We start from the raw sequence: 15,495 nt of genomic DNA on the forward strand, positions 1-15,495 counted from the left end.
CCCTCAAGCAGGCAGCGTCACCCGGATCCGGCACCCCGGCCCGCCGCCCCCGGTCGGCCGGTCTCCGCCGCCGGGCAGTGCCCCGGCCGGTTCCGGGTCGACCACCGCGACGGTTCCGCCGTGCAGTTCCACCACCCACCGCACGATCGCCAGGCCGAGTCCGGTCCCGCCGCCGCCGGCGCGTTCTCCCCGGGTGAACCGCTCGAACACCCGGTCGCGGTCGGGTACCGGGATGCCCGGGCCCTGGTCGTGCACCTCGATCCGCGCTTCCCCGCCCTCGACGCGCGCCCGCACCGCCACCTCTCCCCCGGCCGGGCCGTGCCGGGCGGCGTTCTCCAGCAGGTTCAGCACCACCTGGTAGAGCCGTTCCCGGTCGGCGGGCACGGTCGCGCCGGACGGGGTCACCGAGACCGCGAACCGGACTCCCCGCCCGGCCGCCGCGGCCATGGCTTCCGCCTCCGCGGCGACCTCGGCCAGCAGGTCCTCGAGGTCGACCGGCGAGCGGTCCAGCGGCAGCGTTCCGGCGTCGATCTGCGACAGATCCAGCAGTTCGGCGACCAGCCGGCCCAGGCGTTCGGTCTGGTGCAACGCCGTGCGGAGCGTCGCGGGGTCCGGCGATGCGACGCCGTCCACCAGGTTCTCCAGCACGGCGTTCAACGCGGTGATCGGCGTGCGCAGTTCGTGCGAGACGTTCGCGATCAGTTCCCGCCGCTGCCGGTCCGCGGTGGAGAGGTCGGCGGCCATCTGGTTGAACGCCGCGGCCAGCGAGCCGACCTCGTCCCGGGCGGTGGCGCGGATCCGGCGCGTGTAGTCGCCTTTCGCCATCGCCCGGGCGGCCGCCGTCATCTCGCGCAGCGGCCGGGTCATGCCGTGTGCCAGGAGCTGCGACGTCAGCAGCGCGATCACCACCGCGGTCACCGTCGTGCGCGGCGGCAGCCAGCCGATCTGGTAGCGGAAGAACGCGAACGCGATCCCGCCGGACGCGACCATCAGGATCGCCAGTTTCAGCTTGATCGACCGGATCCCGTCCAGCGGCCGCGGCAGCACCTCGACGGCCTTCGCGAAAAACGGCTTCACGCGGGCACCTCCAACGCGTACCCGACGCCGTGCACCGTCCGGATCAAATCGGCGCCCAGCTTCCGCCGCAACGCCTTGATGTGGCTGTCCACCGCGCGGGTGCCCGCCCCGGTCGCCTGCACGTCCCAGTCCCACACCTCGCTCAGCAGCCGTTCCCGCGGCTGCACCGCGCGCGGCCGGCGCGCGAAATGCACCAGCAGGTCGAATTCGATCGGCGTCAGCTGCGCGGGTTCGCCCCCTCGGCGCACCCGCCGTTCCGCGATGTCGATCTCCAGATCCCCCAGCACGATCCGCTCCTCCGCCGCGGCCGACGAACGCTCCACCCGCCGCAGCAGCGCCTGGATCCGCGCCGAAAGCACGCGCATCGAGAACGGTTTCGTCAGATAGTCGTCCGCGCCGACGCCGAGGCCGACCAGCAGATCGGTCTCGTCGGCGCGGGCGGTGAGCATCAGCACCGGCACCGGCCTCCGCGCCTGGATCCGGCGGCACACCTCGAGGCCGTCGAACCCGGGCAGCATCACGTCGAGAACCACCAGGTCCGGACTGGTCGCCGCCTCCGCCTCGACCGCGCTGGGGCCGTCGTGCGCGACCGTCACGGAGAACCCTTCCGCGCTCAGCCGGGCGTCGATCGACGCGGCGATGGTGAGGTCGTCCTCGACGACCAGCACCCGTCTTCCCCCGTTGTCCATGCCGCCGACTCTAAGCAATCGCCGTGGAGGCCATCCGGGTGAGATGTGGAGATCCGGTGGAGATGTTTCCGCCGTTTTGCCCCGCGATGACGACCGGGTTGTGACGCAGGTCATGCACCTCGGCGCGGTCCGGCGCAATCGACAGACTGCGCCAAGGGCGTCGCAACAGTGAACAGACTGTCTCTGCCCCCGGCCCCCGCCCGGCGCGCAGGATTCCGCAATGGAGCCGACGACACGTGAGCACAGCCGGGTGGACCTCGGCGACGTGCGGGCGCTGCGAGGCAGCCGGTTCTTCAACGACGAACTGGCCCCGGTCCCGGTCGAGAAGCGGACCTGGACGACTTACAACTATTTCGCGCTGTGGATGGGCATGGCGCACAACATCCCTTCGTACGCACTGGCCGCGTCGCTGATCGCGCTCGGCATGAACTGGCTGCAAGCCCTGATCACGATCACCATCGGCAACCTGATCGTGCTCGCGCCGATGCTGCTCAACAGCCACGCCGGCACCAAGTACGGCATCCCGTTCCCGGTGTTCGCCCGCGCGTTCTACGGCCTGCGCGGCGCGAACCTCGCCGCCCTGCTGCGCGCGTTCATCGCGTGCGGCTGGTTCGGCATCCAGACCTGGGTGGGCGGCGAGGCGATCTACGTGATCGTCGGGCGGCTCGCCGGGTCCGGCTGGCGCGATTCGGCGGTGATCGCCGGCCAGCACTGGACGCTGTGGCTGTCGTTCGCGGTGTTCTGGCTGGTCCAGATGCTGATCATCTGGCGCGGCATGGAGGCCGTCCGCAAGTTCGAGAACTGGACCGCGCCGCTGGTGTCGGTCGGGTTCCTGATCCTGCTCGGCTACGTGCTGGTGAAGGCCGGCGGGCTCGGGCCGATCCTGCACGACAGCGGGAAGCTCGGCTGGGGGCCGGGGTTCTGGAAGGTGTTCGCGCCGTCGCTGATGGCGATGATCGCGTTCTGGTCGACGCTGTCGCTCAACATGCCGGACTTCACCCGCTTCGGCGGCAGCCAGCGCAAGCAGATGCGCGGCCAGATCCTCGGGCTGCCGACGACGATGACGTTCATCGCGATCGTCGCCATCCTCACCACGTCCGGCGGGCACGTGCTCTACGGGCAGGACATCTGGGACCCGGCGCAGCTGGCGGACAAGTTCTCCAGCCCGATCGTGGTCGTCGTCGCGCTGATCGCGCTGGTTCTCGCGACGATCTCGGCCAACCTGGCGGCGAACGTCGTCAGCCCGTCCTACGACTTCTCCAACGCCTTCCCGAAGCGGATCACCTTCGCGCTCGGCGGCCTGATCACCGGCGTGATCGGCATCCTGATCCAGCCGTGGCGGCTCTACTCCGACCCGGACATCTACATTTTCGCCTGGCTCGGCTTCTACGGCGGCCTGCTCGGCGCGGTCGCCGGAGTGCTGGTCGCCGGGTACTGGGCGGTCAAGCGGACCCGGCTGAAGCTGGCCGACCTGTACCTGCCGAGCGGCGAGTACTGGTTCACCGCGGGCTGGCATTGGCGCGCGCTCGTCGCGACCCTGGTCGGCGCGGTGCTCGCGGTCGGCGGCGCCTACGGCGGTCCGTTCCCGGCGGACGGGCTGATTCCCGTCCTGAAGCCGTTGTACGACTACAACTGGGCAATGGGCTTTGTCGGCGCGTTCGTCGCCTACGTCCTGCTCAACCTTCCTGTGAACGCGAACCGGAACGAGGAGGAAACCAGTGTCTGACACGGTCCGAGCCGGCTTGATCCAGCAGCGGTGGACGGGCGACAAGGAGTCGATGATCGCCAACGCGGTCGACGCCATCGGCAAGGCGGCTTCGCAGGGCGCGCAGGTGGTGTGCCTGCAGGAACTGTTCTACGGCCCCTATTTCTGCCAGGTGCAGGACGCGGATTTCTACTCCTACACCGAGGCGATCCCGGACGGCCCCACCACAAAACTCATGCAGGAGGTCGCCGAGCGGCACGGCGTGGTGCTCGTGGTGCCGATGTACGAACAGGAACAGCCGGGCGTCTACTACAACACCGCGGCAGTCATCGACGCCGACGGGAAATACCTCGGCATGCACCGCAAGAACCACATTCCGCAGGTCAAAGGATTCTGGGAAAAGTTCTATTTCAAGCCGGGCAACCTCGGTTATCCGGTCTTCGACACCGCGGTCGGCCGGATCGGTGTGTACATCTGCTACGAACGGCACTTCCCGGAAGGCTGGCGCGCGCTCGGGCTCGCCGGGGCGCAGATCGTGTTCAACCCGTCGGCGACGAGCCGCGGCCTGTCGGAATACCTGTGGCGGCTGGAGCAGCCCGCCGCGGCAGTGGCGAACGAGTACTACGTGGGCACCATCAACCGCGTTGGCGTGGAACCGTTAGGCGACAACGACTTCTACGGTCAGTCGTACTTTGTGGACCCGCGCGGCCAGCTCGTCGGCGAGGCGGCTTCGGACACCGACGAGGAGATCGTGGTCCGCGATCTCGACATGGGCAAGCTCGCCGAAGTCCGGAACCTGTGGCAGTTCTACCGGGACCGTCGCCCGGACAGCTACGGTCCGCTCGCGGAGGCCTGATGACTACTCTGATCCAAGGCGGGGAAGTAGTTTCGCCGTCCGGCGCGATCACCGCCGACGTGCTGGTGGACGGCGAAACCATCGCGGCAGTCGGCGCCCCCGGCACGCTGACCGGCGACGAAACGATCGACGCGACCGGCAAGTACGTGCTGCCCGGCGGAATCGACGCGCACACGCACATGGAAATGCCGTTCGGCGGCACGCATTCCGTCGATACCTTCGAGACCGGCACCATCGCCGCCGCGTGGGGCGGGACGACGACGATCATCGACTTCGCCGTGCAGGCCAAGGGCACCTCCCTGCTGTCCACCCTGGACAAGTGGCATGCCAAAGCGGACGGCAACTGCGCGATCGACTACGGCTTCCACATGATCATGTCGGACGTCAACGACTCCACGCTCAAGGAAATGCGAGCGTGCCTCGACGGCGGCGTCGGCAGTTTCAAGATGTTCATGGCCTACCCCGGCGTTTTCTATTCCACTGACGGGGAGATCCTGCGCGCCATGCAACAGGCGCGCGAGATCGGCGCGACGATCATGATGCACGCGGAAAACGGCATCGCGATCGACGAACTGGCCGCGCAGGCGGTCGCCGCCGGGCACACCGAACCGGTGCAGCACGGCCTGACCCGGCCGCCCGAACTGGAAGGCGAGGCGACTTCGCGGGCGATCCGGCTCGCTCAGGTGACCGGATCCCCGCTGTACATCGTGCATTTGTCGGCCGCACAGGCGCTCGCCGCGGTCGCCGAGGCGCGGGACAACGGGCAGAACGTCTTCGCCGAGACCTGCCCGCAGTATCTGTATCTGTCCATTGAGGACCTGGCGAAACCCGACTTCGAGGGGGCCAAGTTCGTCGCCTCCCCGCCGCTGCGGGAGAAATCGCACCAGGCCGACCTGTGGCGCGGGCTGCGCACGAACGACCTGTCCGTGGTGTCCACCGACCATTGCCCGTTCTGCTTCAAGGACCAGAAAGAGCTGGGCCGCGGCGACTTCCGGGCGATCCCGAACGGGATGCCCGGCGTCGAGCACCGGATGGACCTGCTGCACCAGGGCGTCGTGGCGGGCGAAATCTCCCTGGGCCGCTGGGTCGAGACGTGCTCGGCGACGCCCGCGCGGATGTTCGGGCTGTATCCGCGCAAGGGGGTCATCGCGGCGGGCTCGGACGCGGACATCGTGGTGTACGACCCTTCCCCGCAGCAGACTCTGTCGGCCGCGACGCACCACATGAACGTGGATTACTCGGCATACGAAGGATTTTCGCTCACTGGGAAGGTCCACACGGTACTGTCACGCGGCCGCATTGTGGTGTCGCCGGACGGATTCCACGGCAGCCCGGGGCATGGCAAGTTCCTGTCTCGCGAACTCAATCAGTATTTGAATTGAGCCGGAAAGAACAGAGCGCGGCGAAGCCGCTCCGTTGAGGGCGGCGGAGGGGAAGAAGGTCGGATGGATTTCGGGATCGTGCTGCAGACCGACCCTCCCGCGGTGGAGGTCGTGCGGATGATGAAGGCCGCCGAGGACGCCGGGTTCCGGTACGGCTGGACGTTCGACTCGTGCGTGCTGTGGCAGGAGCCGTTCGTGATCTACTCGCGGATCCTCGAAGCGACTTCCGCGCTGGTCGTGGGGCCGATGGTGACCAGCCCGGGCACTCGGGACTGGTCGGTGATGGCGTCGACCTTCGCGACGCTGAACGACATGTTCGGCAACCGCACGGTGTGCGGCATCGGCCGCGGCGACTCCGCGCACCGGGTGGTCGGCCGTCCGCCGTCCACTTTGGCCACCGTGCGGGAGTGCATGCGCGTGGTGAAGGATCTCGCCGAGGGCCGCGAGGTCACGATGAACGACACCGCGGTCCGCATCCCGTGGATCCGCGGCGGGCGGCTGGAAATGTGGATGGCCGGGTACGGCCCGAAGGCGCTGCGGACCGTCGGCGAACACGCGGACGGCTTCATCCTGCAATGCGCCGACCCGGCGATCGCGCGCTGGACGATCGGCGCGGTCCGCGACGCGGCCCGGGCCGCCGGCCGCGATCCGGGCGGGATCACGATCTGCGTCGCGGCCCCGGCGTACGTCGGCGAAGACCTGGCGCACCAACGGGAACAGCTCAGATGGTTCGGCGGAATGGTCGGCAACCACGTCGCGGACCTGGTGGCCCGCTACGGCTCGTCCGGCCCGGTGCCGCACGAGCTGACCGACTACATCCGCGAGCGCGAAGGCTACGACTACTCCCACCACGGCCGCGCCGGCAACCCGTCGACCGCGTTCGTCCCGGACGAGATCGTCGACCGGTTCTGCCTGCTCGGCCCGGCGGCCGCGCATATCGCGCGGCTGGAGGAACTGGCGGAACTGGGGGTGGACCAGTTCGCGCTGTACCTGATGCACGACGAGCGGGAGGAGACGATGGCCGCGTACGGGACGCAGGTGATTCCTAAGCTGACTGCCTGATCAGTCCAGCATCGCCTGATATACGAGCTGCCGCAGCTGCTGCCGGATCGGATAGGTCGACGACGGCAGCAGCTGCGTGTAGAACGCCACCGTCAGATCCTCGTCCGGATCCACCCAGAACGCCGTCGAGGCCGCCCCGCCCCACGCGTATTCGCCTGGCGTGGCAAGGGTTTTCGCCTTCACCGAGTCGATCAGGACCGAGAAGCCCAGCCCGAAGCCGTACCCGTCGAACGGCATCTCCGCGAACAGCGGGCGGCCATAAGCCTCCAAGTCGACATGACCCGGCAGGTGGTTGGCCGTCATGAGGTCGACCGTGCGCGGGCTCAGCACCCGGACGCCGTCGAGTTCGCCGCGGCGCAGCAGCATCTGCGTGAACCGGTGGTAGTCGGCCGCCGTCGAGACCAGGCCGCCGCCGCCCGAAAGGCAGGTCGGGCGCGACCTGCCCAGTGCGCCGAAGACGTCGTTGCGCACCAGCTGTTTCGTTTTCGGCGCGGGCAGGTACAACGCCGCCAGCCGGTCGGTGTCCGACGTCCAGAACCCGGTGTCGGTCATGCCCAGCGGACCGAAGATCCGCTCGGCGAACACCTCGTCGAGCGGCTTGCCCGCGAGCACCTCGACCAACCGGCCGAGGACGTCGGTCGCCACCGAGTAGTTCCACTCCGCACCCGGCTGGAACACGAGCGGGAACCGCGCCCACGCCTGGGTGCACTCCGCCAGATCGAGGCCGCGCGGCGTCCCCCATTCGTACCCGGCGGCCCGGTAGATCGCGTCGACCGGGTGGGTGTGGTGGAAGCCGTAGGTGAGGCCCGCGGTGTGCGAGAGCAGGTGCCACAGCCGGATCGGTTCGGTCGCCGGCTCGGTGACCGGGGCCAGCGCCGAACCTTTCGCGTACACCCGCGGCTCGGCGAATTCCGGCAGCCACCGCGAGATCGGGTCAGTGAGGTCGATCAGGCCCTCCTCGACGAACGTCATCGCCGCCACCGAGGTGATCGGCTTCGTCATCGAGAAGATCCGCCAGATCGTGTCGGTCTCGACCGGGGCGCCGGCCTCGACGTCCCGCGCGCCGTGCGACGCGACGTGCACGATCCGGCCGTGCCTGCTCACCACCGCCAGGAATCCCGGCAGCAGGCCGTCGTCGACGTACCGGGCGAAATGCCGGTCGATCCGCCGCAATCGTGCCTCGTCGAAACCCGCGTCGGCCGGATCGGCCTCCACCTTCACCTCGGTCGCCATGGCGGCGACCTTACGCCGAACCGGCCGCTTTCCGCTCCGCTGCCTTTTCCTCGCGCCACGCCTCGTCGTTCTTGCCCTCGCGCCAGTATCCGGACAGCGACACCGCGTCCCGGTCGACGCCGCGCTCGTCGAACAGGTACCGCCGCAGCTCCCGCACGAACCCGGCCTCGCCGTGGACGAACGCGTGCACGTCCTGGTCCGGCCACGGCAGCGCCTTCACCGCCGCGACCAGATCGTCCGACGCCGAGCGGTGCAGCCACCTGACCTGCGCGTCGGCCTTCGTCGCGAGCGGCTGGTGCTCCGCTTCGTCCGCCACGAGCAGGAAGACGTGCGCCAGCGCCCCCGGCGGCAGCGCCTCCAGCGCGGCGGCGATGGCGAGCAACGCCGATTCGTCGCCCACCAGCAGGTGCCAGCCGGCGTCGGCGCGCGGCGCGTACGCCCCGCCCGGACCGGCCAGCAGCAGCTCGTCGCCCGGCTGCGCGCGCTGCGCCCACGGGCCGGCGAGCCCCTCGTCGCCGTGCACCACGAAATCGAGCACCAGTTCGCCCGCCGCCCGGTCGTACGAACGGACGGTGTACGTGCGCAGCCGCGGAGCGTGCTCGCGCGGCAATTCCTCGCGGATCCGGTTCAGGTCGAACGGCTCCGGATACTCCACCCCGGGCACCTTGAAGATCACTTTGACGTACGCGTCGGTGAACTCGTTCGGGCGGAACTCCGTCAACCCCTCGCCGCCGGCCACGATCCGGATCATGTGCGGCGTGAGGTGCTCCTTGCGCAGCACCTCCAGCCGCACCGCGGTCCTCCCCTTGCGCGCCGGACCTTCGGCCATCGAACACCCCTGTTTCAGTAAGGTCTACCTAAGTCGTGGCGTCCACGGTACGCGCCTTCCCCCGGTCCGCCCAGCGCCGCCGTCCCCGATTTCGGCGAGCAATGCCCGGAAACCCTGCCCGGCCCGGTCGCGGAACCCGACGAAGAACCGGTTCGCCAGCAGCACTCCCCACCCCAGTCCGGCGGCGGCGTTCCGGACGCGGTGCGTGACCCGGGAGCCGGCCGGATCGTCGGCGACCTCGTACTCGCCGCGGTACCACCAGCCGCCCTGCGCGGCGAGGAACCGGCGTTCGCGGTCCACTTCGAGTTTCACCGGATAGTCCGAAGCGGCCAACCGCTGCGCCAGCCGATCGAAGACGTCGGCCGGCGCGCCCGGAACGACGCCGGAGACCTCGACGATCGTCCTCATGCTTCCCACGGCTTCGACACCCGCGTGTTCTGGAAGGCGGTGATCCGCCAGCCCTCGTCACCGCGCACCAGCACATAGGTCAGCGAGCTCTCCCGGCCCTCGGCCGCCGGGTCGCTGCCCCCGGTCAGCGACGAACCGCCGCCGGCCACGACGACCGCGACGTCGTCGCGCAGGAAGCGCACCCGAGGGTCGCCGAAGCCGGTGAGTTTCGAGCCTTTCAGCGGCCCCTCGAACAGCTCGCGGTGCGAGTCCGCGATCGTCTGGCGGCCGACGGACCGGAGCCCGAAGAACGTCACGTAGTCGGCGTCTTCGGTGAACAGGTTCCCGTAGGCGGTGGCGTCGCCGCTGTTCCAGGCGTCGGCGAGCCGGTCGAGGACATCGAGGACTTCTTCGCGCTGCGACACGCTTTCCTCCTTAACGAACGTCGTTCGCGTACGGGTCAAGTTGTACTCACGAACACCGTTCGCGTCAAGCACGGTGGTGCTTTAGGCTTCGGGCATGACCGCACCGCCCCCGCCGTGGCGCCGCACGCCGAGCCCGCGCCGGCGCGCCGCGAAGCAGATGCTGTCGCAGGACCTGATCGTGAAAACCGCGCTCGAGATCCTGGCCGCCGAGGGCATCGACGCCGTCTCGATGCGCCGGGTCGCGCAGCAGCTGGAGACCGGCCCGGCGTCGCTGTACGCGTACGTGGCCAACAAGGAAGAACTCGACGAGCTGATGCTCGACGCGGCGCTGGGCGACGTGCCGTGCCCGGAACCGGATCCGCTGCGGTGGGCCGAACAGGTCAAAGAGCAAGTGCGGCACCAGATCCGGGCGATGATGGCGTATCCGGGCATCGCGAAGGTGGCGTGGCAGACGCCGATTCCGGTGACGCCGAATTCGTTGCGGCAGGGCGAAGTCATGCTTCAGCTGCTGCGCGCGGGCGGCTTGGATCTGAAGCAGGCCGTGTTCGCCGGGGACGCGTTGAGCACGTACGCCAAGGCATTCGCGTACGAGGCCAGCGGCTGGACGTTCGGCGACTACGACCCGGAAAAAATGAGCGAACGCGGGCGGCAGATGGCGGAGTACATGCGATCGCTGCCCACGAGTGCGTTCCCGAACCTGTTGCAGGCCGGAGAATTCTTCACCGCCGAGACCAGCCAGCCCCGCCTCGAATTCGCCTTGGATGCGTTCGTGGCGGGGCTGGCGGCGATGGTCAAACGGTGAGCACGATCTTTCCGCGGGTGTGGCCCTGCTCCAGCTCGCGGTAGGCGGCTTGAACCTCGGCGAGCGGATACGTCGCGGCGATCGGAACGTCGAGCAATCCCTTGTCCGCCAACGCGACGAGGTCGCGCATCACCTCCGCGCTGGCGCCGGCGAGGTTGCCGTCGGTCTTCACGCGGTACTTCTCGGCCGCGGCGAAATCGACCACCGTGTCGATCCGGCCGGGGTAAACGCCGAGCCGCAGGGCGAGTTCGACGTACCCGTCGCCGTAGGTGTCGATGAACGCGTGCACCTGGTCGCCGGTCAGCTCGCGGAGCCGCTCTTCGAGCCCCTCGCCGTAGGTGATCGGGACGATGTCGTGCTCGCGCAACCACTCGTGGTTCGCTTCGCTGGCGATGCCGATCACGGTCGCGCCGGTGAGCTTCGCCAGCTGCACGGCCAGCGAACCGACCCCGCCGGCAGCCCCGGACACGACCACCGTCTCGCCCTCGCGCGGGCACACCGCGGCAACCGCGGCGTACGCGGTCGTTCCGGCGACGAACAAGCCGCCCGCGACTTCCCAGGACAGCCCGCTCGGCTTCGGGACGAGATGCTCCGCCGGGACGAGCACGTACTCGGCGTGGCTGGAGCGGGTGTGCACGAAGCCGACGACCTCGTCTCCCACCTGGATTTCCTCGACGTCCGCGCCCAGTTCCGCCACCACTCCGGCCAGGTCGCTCCCCTGCCCGGACGGAAAGGTGGACGGCCAGCGCTGCGCGAGCGCCCCCACGCGGATTTTCGTTTCCCCCGGATTGATCCCCGCGGCGCGGACCCGCACGAGCACCTGCCCGGATTCCGGCGCCGGCCGGGGCACTTCGGCCAGCTGCAGCACTTCGATCCCGCCGTGTTCGCCGTATCTGACCGCTTGCGGCATACGCGTCTCCCTCGCTCGTATGGTTAGTCCAACAAACGATCGAGCGGCTTTATGCCCGGCGGGCGAAAATTCAGCCGGCGAGCCTCCGGACCACGGCGTCCGCGAGCAACCGGCCGCGATCGGTCAGCACCGCGCGGCCCCGACTGTCCAAATCGGACGCTTCGAGCAGGCCCTCCGCGGCGGCCGCGCGGGCCTGCGCGAGCCCCGCCTCGTCGAGCGCGGACACCGCCAGTCCGTCGGAGATCCGAAGCTCCAGCATGATCCGCTCCAGGTGCCGGTCTTCCTCGGTCAGCACCTCGCGGCCGGCTTCCGGGCTCTTCCCCTCCGCGAGCAGGCTGGAGTACTTGGCCGGATGCTTGACGTTCCACCACCGCACGCCGCCGACGTGACTGTGCGCGCCCGGACCGGCGCCCCACCAGTCGCCGCCCCGCCAGTAGCCGAGGTTGTGCCGGCACCGCGCTCCCTCGCTACTCGCCCAGTTCGACACCTCGTACCAGGTCAGACCCGCACCGGCGAGGACGGAGTCGATCAGCTCGTAGTAGCTGGCCAGCGTGTCGTCGTCGGGCGCGGGCAGCTCGCCGCGCCGCACCCGGCGGGCGAGCGCGGTGCCGTCCTCCACGATGAGCGCGTACGCCGACACGTGGTCGACGCCCGCGGAAAGCACCGCGTCGAGCGACGCGCGCAGATCTTCGACCCGCTCGCCCGGCGTGCCGTAAATCAGGTCGAGGTTGACGTGCTCGAACCCGGCGGCCCGGGCTTCGCGCGCGGCGTCGACCGGACGGCCGGGCGTGTGCACGCGGTCGAGCACTTTCAGCACGTGCCGGGCCGCGGACTGCATGCCCAGCGACACCCGGGTGTAACCAGCGTCACGGATGCCCGCGAAGAACTCCGGCGAAGTGGACTCCGGGTTCGATTCGGTCGTCACCTCCGCGCCCGGGGCGAGCCCGAACACCGACCGGACGCCGTCGAGCACCTCGGCCAGCCCGTCCGCGCCGAGCATGGACGGCGTCCCGCCGCCGACGAACACCGTCTCCGCCGGGGGTGCGCTGCCGAGGATCTCCGCGCCCAGCTCCAGCTCGCGCCGCAGCGCGTCCAGCCACGACCGCGGCGAGGCGGCCGAGCCGAGTTCGCCCGCGGTGTAGGTGTTGAAGTCGCAGTAACCGCAGCGGGTCGCGCAGAACGGCACGTGGACGTAGACGCCGAACGGACGGGCGCCGAGACCGGCGAGCGCGGTCTCGGGCAGTCCGGCGGGCGGACGGCGGGTGTCGGGAACAGGCACGACGTCCATTCTCCCCCGCCGGCCGCGGTCCCCCGCGCGCCCCCGCGCCGCCCGGAGGAAAGTTCGGCCGCCGAACGATGCGCCGCCCGCCGCGCACCCGGTCGACAAGCGCCCGCATCCGTCCCACGATGCGTCCGAAAGCCGGGAAAGACCTGGCAGATCGCCCGGCCAATGCACATCCGAGCCGGTTTCGCACCCCCGCAGTGAGCCTTCTCCCACCATCCGGACGCCCTTGGACGACGTTCGGCCCGCGTGGCAATCTGAGCCGGTGAGTCCTGCCGGTGTCCTTCTCGTGGCGCGCCGCCACGTCGACCTTCTGCGGGTCGCGAGCGCGCTCTGCCGGCCTGTTCGCTGACTCCCGCGCACCGCCTGCCCAGCCCACCACCTGGACCACCGGCCCCGCTCCCGCACCGACGCCGCGGCGGAGCCGCCTCGACCACCCCGCCCGGAGGATCTCCATGTCCGCACCCCCGCGTGAGACGCCCGCGAAGGCCCGCACGCCTCGGACTCGCCAGAAGCGCGGCGAGGGTCAGTGGGCGCTCGGCTACCGGGAGCCGCTGAACCCGAACGAGCGCTCGAAGAAGGACGACAGCCCGCTCAACGTCCGCGCCCGGATCGAGAACATCTACGCGCACCGCGGCTTCGACTCCATCGACCCGGGCGACCTGCGCGGCCGGTTCCGCTGGTTCGGCCTCTACACCCAGCGCAAGCCGGGCATCGACGGCGGCCGCACCGCGCAGCTGGAGCCCGAGGAACTGGACGACCGCTACTTCATGATGCGCGTCCGCATCGACGGCGGCGCGCTCACCACCGAGCAGCTGCGGGTGGTCGGCGAGATCTCGCGGGAGCACGCGCGCGACACCGCCGACATCAGCGACCGGCAGAACGTCCAGTACCACTGGATCCAGATCGAGGACGTGCCCTCCATCTGGTCCCGGCTGGAGAACGTGGGCCTGACCACGACCGAGGCGTGCGGCGACTGCCCGCGCGTCGTGCTCGGCTCCCCGGTCGCCGGCATCGCCGCGGACGAGGTGCTCGACGCGACCCCGGCGATCGACGAGATCCTCGGCCGCTACATCGGCGACCCGCGGTTCGCCAACCTGCCGCGCAAGTTCAAGACCGCGATCTCCGGGCTGCCGGACATCGTGCACGAGATCAACGACGTCGCGTTCGTCGGCGTGAACCACCCCGAGCACGGCCCCGGCCTCGACCTGTGGGTCGGCGGCGGGCTGTCCACGAACCCGATGCTCGCGCAGCGGCTCGGCGCGTGGGTCCCGCTCGACGAGGTGCCCGAGGTGTGGGCCGGCGTCGTCTCGATCTTCCGCGACTACGGCTACCGGCGGCTCCGTTCCCGGGCTCGGCTGAAGTTCCTGGTCAAGGACTGGGGCGTGGAAAAGTTCCGGGAAGTCCTCGAAACCGAGTACCTCAAGCGGAAGCTGATCGACGGCCCGCCGCCGGAGAACCCGGACACGCCGGTCGACCACGTCGGCGTGCACCCGCAGAAGGACGGGAACTACTACGTCGGAGCCGCGCCGGTCGCGGGGCGCGTGTCGGGCAGCACGCTGGTCGCGGTGGCCGACGCCGCCGAACGGGCCGGATCGCGGCGGGTGCGGCTGACCCCGCACCAGAAGCTCGTCGTGCTCGACGTGCCGAAGGACAAGGTCGCCGCGCTGGAGACGGAGCTGGCCGACCTGGGCCTGCAGTCCAACCCGTCGCCGTGGCGGCGCAGCGTGATGGCGTGCACCGGGCTGGAGTTCTGCAAGCTCGCGATCGTCGAGACGAAGGTGCGCGCGCAGCAGCTGGTCGCGGACCTGGAGAAGTCGCTCGCGGACATCAACTCCCAGCTGGACACGCCGGTGACGGTGCACCTCAACGGCTGCCCCAACTCGTGCGCCCGCGTGCAGACCGCGGACATCGGGCTCAAGGGCCAGATCGTCACCGACGCCGACGGCAACCAGGTCGAGGGCTTCCAGGTGCACCTCGGCGGCGGGCTCGGCCTCGACGCCGGGTTCGGCCGGAAGCTGCGCGGCCACAAGGTGACCGCGGGCGAACTGGTGGAGTACGTGGAACGCGTGGTGCGCGCGTACGTCGCGGGCCGCGAACCGGGCGAACGCTTCCCGCAGTGGGCGTTGCGGGCGGACGAAGGGGTGCTGCAGTGACCGCGACGACGGACTACCGGGCGCTGGCCGAGCGCGCCGAGAAGGAACTGGCCGAGGCGACCGCCGAGGAAGCGCTGCGCTGGACGGTCGAGACCTTCGGCGACGACTTCATCGTGGCGTCGAACATGCAGGACGCCGTGCTGATCGACCTCGCCGCGAAGGTCAAGCCCGCGGTGGACGTGCTGTTCCTGGAGACCGGCTACCACTTCGCCGAAACCCTCGGGGTGCGCGACGCGGTGCAGACGGTCTACCCGGAGGTCCGGATCATCAACGCCCAGGCCGAGCAGAGCGTGGCCGAGCAGGACGCGGAGTACGGGCCGAAGCTGCACGAACGCGACCCCGGCCAGTGCTGTTTCCTGCGCAAGGTGGTGCCGCTGCGGCAGACGCTCGCCAAGTACTCGGCATGGGTCACCGGCGTGCGCCGGGTGGACGCGCCGACCCGCGCGAACACGCCGATCGTCACCTGGGACGAGCGCAACGGCCTGGTGAAGATCAACCCGATCGCCGCGTGGACCGACGACGAGTTCAACGGCTACCTGCACGAGAACGGGATCCTGCAGAACCCGCTGGTGTCGATCGGCTATCTGTCGATCGGCTGCGCGCCGTGCACGGCGAAGGTCGAGCCGGGGCAGGACCCGCGCAGCGGCCGGTGGGCCGGGCAGAGCAAAACCGAGTGCGGACTGCACGGCTGAGGAAGGAC

Annotated in this window: 16 protein-coding genes; 8 read left to right on the forward strand and 8 right to left on the reverse strand. The window is 69.8% G+C overall.

The window, feature by feature from the left end:
• Positions 1-3: 3 nt before the first annotated feature.
• Together L942_RS19805 and L942_RS19810 are read right to left on the reverse strand one after the other, a co-directional pair.
• A complete protein-coding gene (locus L942_RS19805) occupies positions 4-1,077 on the reverse strand; it encodes a HAMP domain-containing sensor histidine kinase (protein ID WP_037362470.1) in 1,074 nt (357 codons plus the stop codon).
• Entirely contained in the window at positions 1,074-1,745 is a 672-nt protein-coding gene (locus tag L942_RS19810) for a response regulator (RefSeq protein ID WP_037362472.1), read from the reverse strand. The genes L942_RS19805 and L942_RS19810 overlap by 4 nt, the downstream gene beginning before the upstream one ends.
• Positions 1,746-1,986: 241 nt before the next feature.
• On the opposite strand from L942_RS19810, the gene L942_RS19815 reads away from it, so the two are divergent.
• The 4 genes from L942_RS19815 (at position 1,987) to L942_RS19830 (ending at position 6,771) form a co-directional block, all read left to right on the forward strand.
• Positions 1,987-3,492: an NCS1 family nucleobase:cation symporter-1 gene (locus tag L942_RS19815; protein ID WP_037362474.1), complete on the forward strand. Its 1,506-nt coding sequence runs from the start codon at positions 1,987-1,989 to the stop codon at positions 3,490-3,492.
• Positions 3,485-4,327: a nitrilase-related carbon-nitrogen hydrolase gene (locus L942_RS19820; RefSeq protein WP_037362476.1), complete on the forward strand. Its 843-nt coding sequence runs from the start codon at positions 3,485-3,487 to the stop codon at positions 4,325-4,327. The genes L942_RS19815 and L942_RS19820 overlap by 8 nt, the downstream gene beginning before the upstream one ends.
• On the forward strand, positions 4,327-5,709 hold the full coding sequence (gene hydA / locus L942_RS19825; RefSeq protein WP_037362478.1) for a dihydropyrimidinase: 1,383 nt from the start codon (positions 4,327-4,329) through the stop codon (positions 5,707-5,709). The genes L942_RS19820 and hydA overlap by 1 nt, the downstream gene beginning before the upstream one ends.
• Before the next feature lie 63 nt (positions 5,710-5,772).
• A complete protein-coding gene (locus tag L942_RS19830; RefSeq protein ID WP_037362480.1) occupies positions 5,773-6,771 on the forward strand; it encodes a TIGR03842 family LLM class F420-dependent oxidoreductase in 999 nt (332 codons plus the stop codon).
• On the opposite strand, the gene L942_RS19835 is transcribed toward L942_RS19830, so the two are convergent.
• The 4 genes from L942_RS19835 to L942_RS19850 are packed head-to-tail and all read right to left on the reverse strand — an operon-like array spanning position 6,772 to position 9,645.
• Positions 6,772-8,004, reverse strand: coding sequence for a serine hydrolase domain-containing protein (locus L942_RS19835; RefSeq protein WP_037362481.1), 1,233 nt, complete (start codon positions 8,002-8,004; stop codon positions 6,772-6,774).
• 10 nt (positions 8,005-8,014) lie between these two features.
• Entirely contained in the window at positions 8,015-8,833 is an 819-nt protein-coding gene (locus tag L942_RS19840) for a siderophore-interacting protein (protein ID WP_037362483.1), read from the reverse strand.
• 24 nt (positions 8,834-8,857) lie between these two features.
• Positions 8,858-9,241, reverse strand: a complete 384-nt coding sequence (locus tag L942_RS19845; RefSeq protein ID WP_051166104.1) for a hypothetical protein — start codon at positions 9,239-9,241, stop codon at positions 8,858-8,860.
• Positions 9,238-9,645: an SgcJ/EcaC family oxidoreductase gene (locus L942_RS19850; protein ID WP_037362485.1), complete on the reverse strand. Its 408-nt coding sequence runs from the start codon at positions 9,643-9,645 to the stop codon at positions 9,238-9,240. Before L942_RS19850 ends, L942_RS19845 begins: the two co-directional genes overlap by 4 nt.
• Positions 9,646-9,739: 94 nt before the next feature.
• Here L942_RS19850 and L942_RS19855 point away from each other — a divergent pair, with 94 nt between their 5' ends.
• Entirely contained in the window at positions 9,740-10,447 is a 708-nt protein-coding gene (locus L942_RS19855; RefSeq protein ID WP_106964949.1) for a TetR/AcrR family transcriptional regulator, read from the forward strand.
• Here L942_RS19855 and L942_RS19860 read toward each other — a convergent pair.
• Positions 10,437-11,357, reverse strand: a complete 921-nt coding sequence (locus tag L942_RS19860) for an NADP-dependent oxidoreductase (protein WP_037362489.1) — start codon at positions 11,355-11,357, stop codon at positions 10,437-10,439. The genes L942_RS19855 and L942_RS19860 overlap by 11 nt on opposite strands.
• A gap of 70 nt (positions 11,358-11,427) precedes the next feature.
• On the reverse strand, positions 11,428-12,645 hold the full coding sequence (gene hemW / locus L942_RS19865; protein ID WP_037362490.1) for a radical SAM family heme chaperone HemW: 1,218 nt from the start codon (positions 12,643-12,645) through the stop codon (positions 11,428-11,430).
• 259 nt (positions 12,646-12,904) lie between these two features.
• On the opposite strand from hemW, the gene L942_RS46185 reads away from it, so the two are divergent.
• The 3 genes from L942_RS46185 (at position 12,905) to L942_RS19875 (ending at position 15,487) form a co-directional block, all read left to right on the forward strand.
• Positions 12,905-12,991: a putative leader peptide gene (locus L942_RS46185; protein WP_350540000.1), complete on the forward strand. Its 87-nt coding sequence runs from the start codon at positions 12,905-12,907 to the stop codon at positions 12,989-12,991.
• Positions 12,992-13,094: 103 nt separating this feature from the next.
• Positions 13,095-14,795 (forward strand): nitrite/sulfite reductase, encoded by a 1,701-nt coding sequence (locus tag L942_RS19870; RefSeq protein ID WP_037362492.1) that lies wholly within the window; start codon positions 13,095-13,097, stop codon positions 14,793-14,795.
• Positions 14,792-15,487 (forward strand): phosphoadenylyl-sulfate reductase, encoded by a 696-nt coding sequence (locus L942_RS19875; protein ID WP_037362494.1) that lies wholly within the window; start codon positions 14,792-14,794, stop codon positions 15,485-15,487. Before L942_RS19870 ends, L942_RS19875 begins: the two co-directional genes overlap by 4 nt.
• Positions 15,488-15,495 lie beyond the last annotated feature (8 nt).

It is taken from the genome of Amycolatopsis orientalis DSM 43388 (assembly GCF_000411975.1).
GTDB lineage: Bacteria > Actinomycetota > Actinomycetes > Mycobacteriales > Pseudonocardiaceae > Amycolatopsis > Amycolatopsis orientalis_D.

Bases quoted from the DNA above. Each gene is read 5' to 3' on its own strand.
- L942_RS19815 (WP_037362474.1), top strand. From the start codon at position 1,987: ATGGAGCCGACGACACGTGAGCACAGCCGGGTGGACCTCGGCGACGTG.
- hydA (WP_037362478.1), top strand. From the start codon at position 4,327: ATGACTACTCTGATCCAAGGCGGGGAAGTAGTTTCGCCGTCCGGCGCG.
- L942_RS19830 (WP_037362480.1), top strand. From the start codon at position 5,773: ATGGATTTCGGGATCGTGCTGCAGACCGACCCTCCCGCGGTGGAGGTC.
- L942_RS19835 (WP_037362481.1), bottom strand. From the start codon at position 8,004: ATGGCGACCGAGGTGAAGGTGGAGGCCGATCCGGCCGACGCGGGTTTC.
- L942_RS19840 (WP_037362483.1), bottom strand. From the start codon at position 8,833: ATGGCCGAAGGTCCGGCGCGCAAGGGGAGGACCGCGGTGCGGCTGGAG.
- L942_RS19845 (WP_051166104.1), bottom strand. From the start codon at position 9,241: ATGAGGACGATCGTCGAGGTCTCCGGCGTCGTTCCGGGCGCGCCGGCC.
- L942_RS19855 (WP_106964949.1), top strand. From the start codon at position 9,740: ATGACCGCACCGCCCCCGCCGTGGCGCCGCACGCCGAGCCCGCGCCGG.
- L942_RS19860 (WP_037362489.1), bottom strand. From the start codon at position 11,357: ATGCCGCAAGCGGTCAGATACGGCGAACACGGCGGGATCGAAGTGCTG.
- hemW (WP_037362490.1), bottom strand. From the start codon at position 12,645: ATGGACGTCGTGCCTGTTCCCGACACCCGCCGTCCGCCCGCCGGACTG.
- L942_RS19870 (WP_037362492.1), top strand. From the start codon at position 13,095: ATGTCCGCACCCCCGCGTGAGACGCCCGCGAAGGCCCGCACGCCTCGG.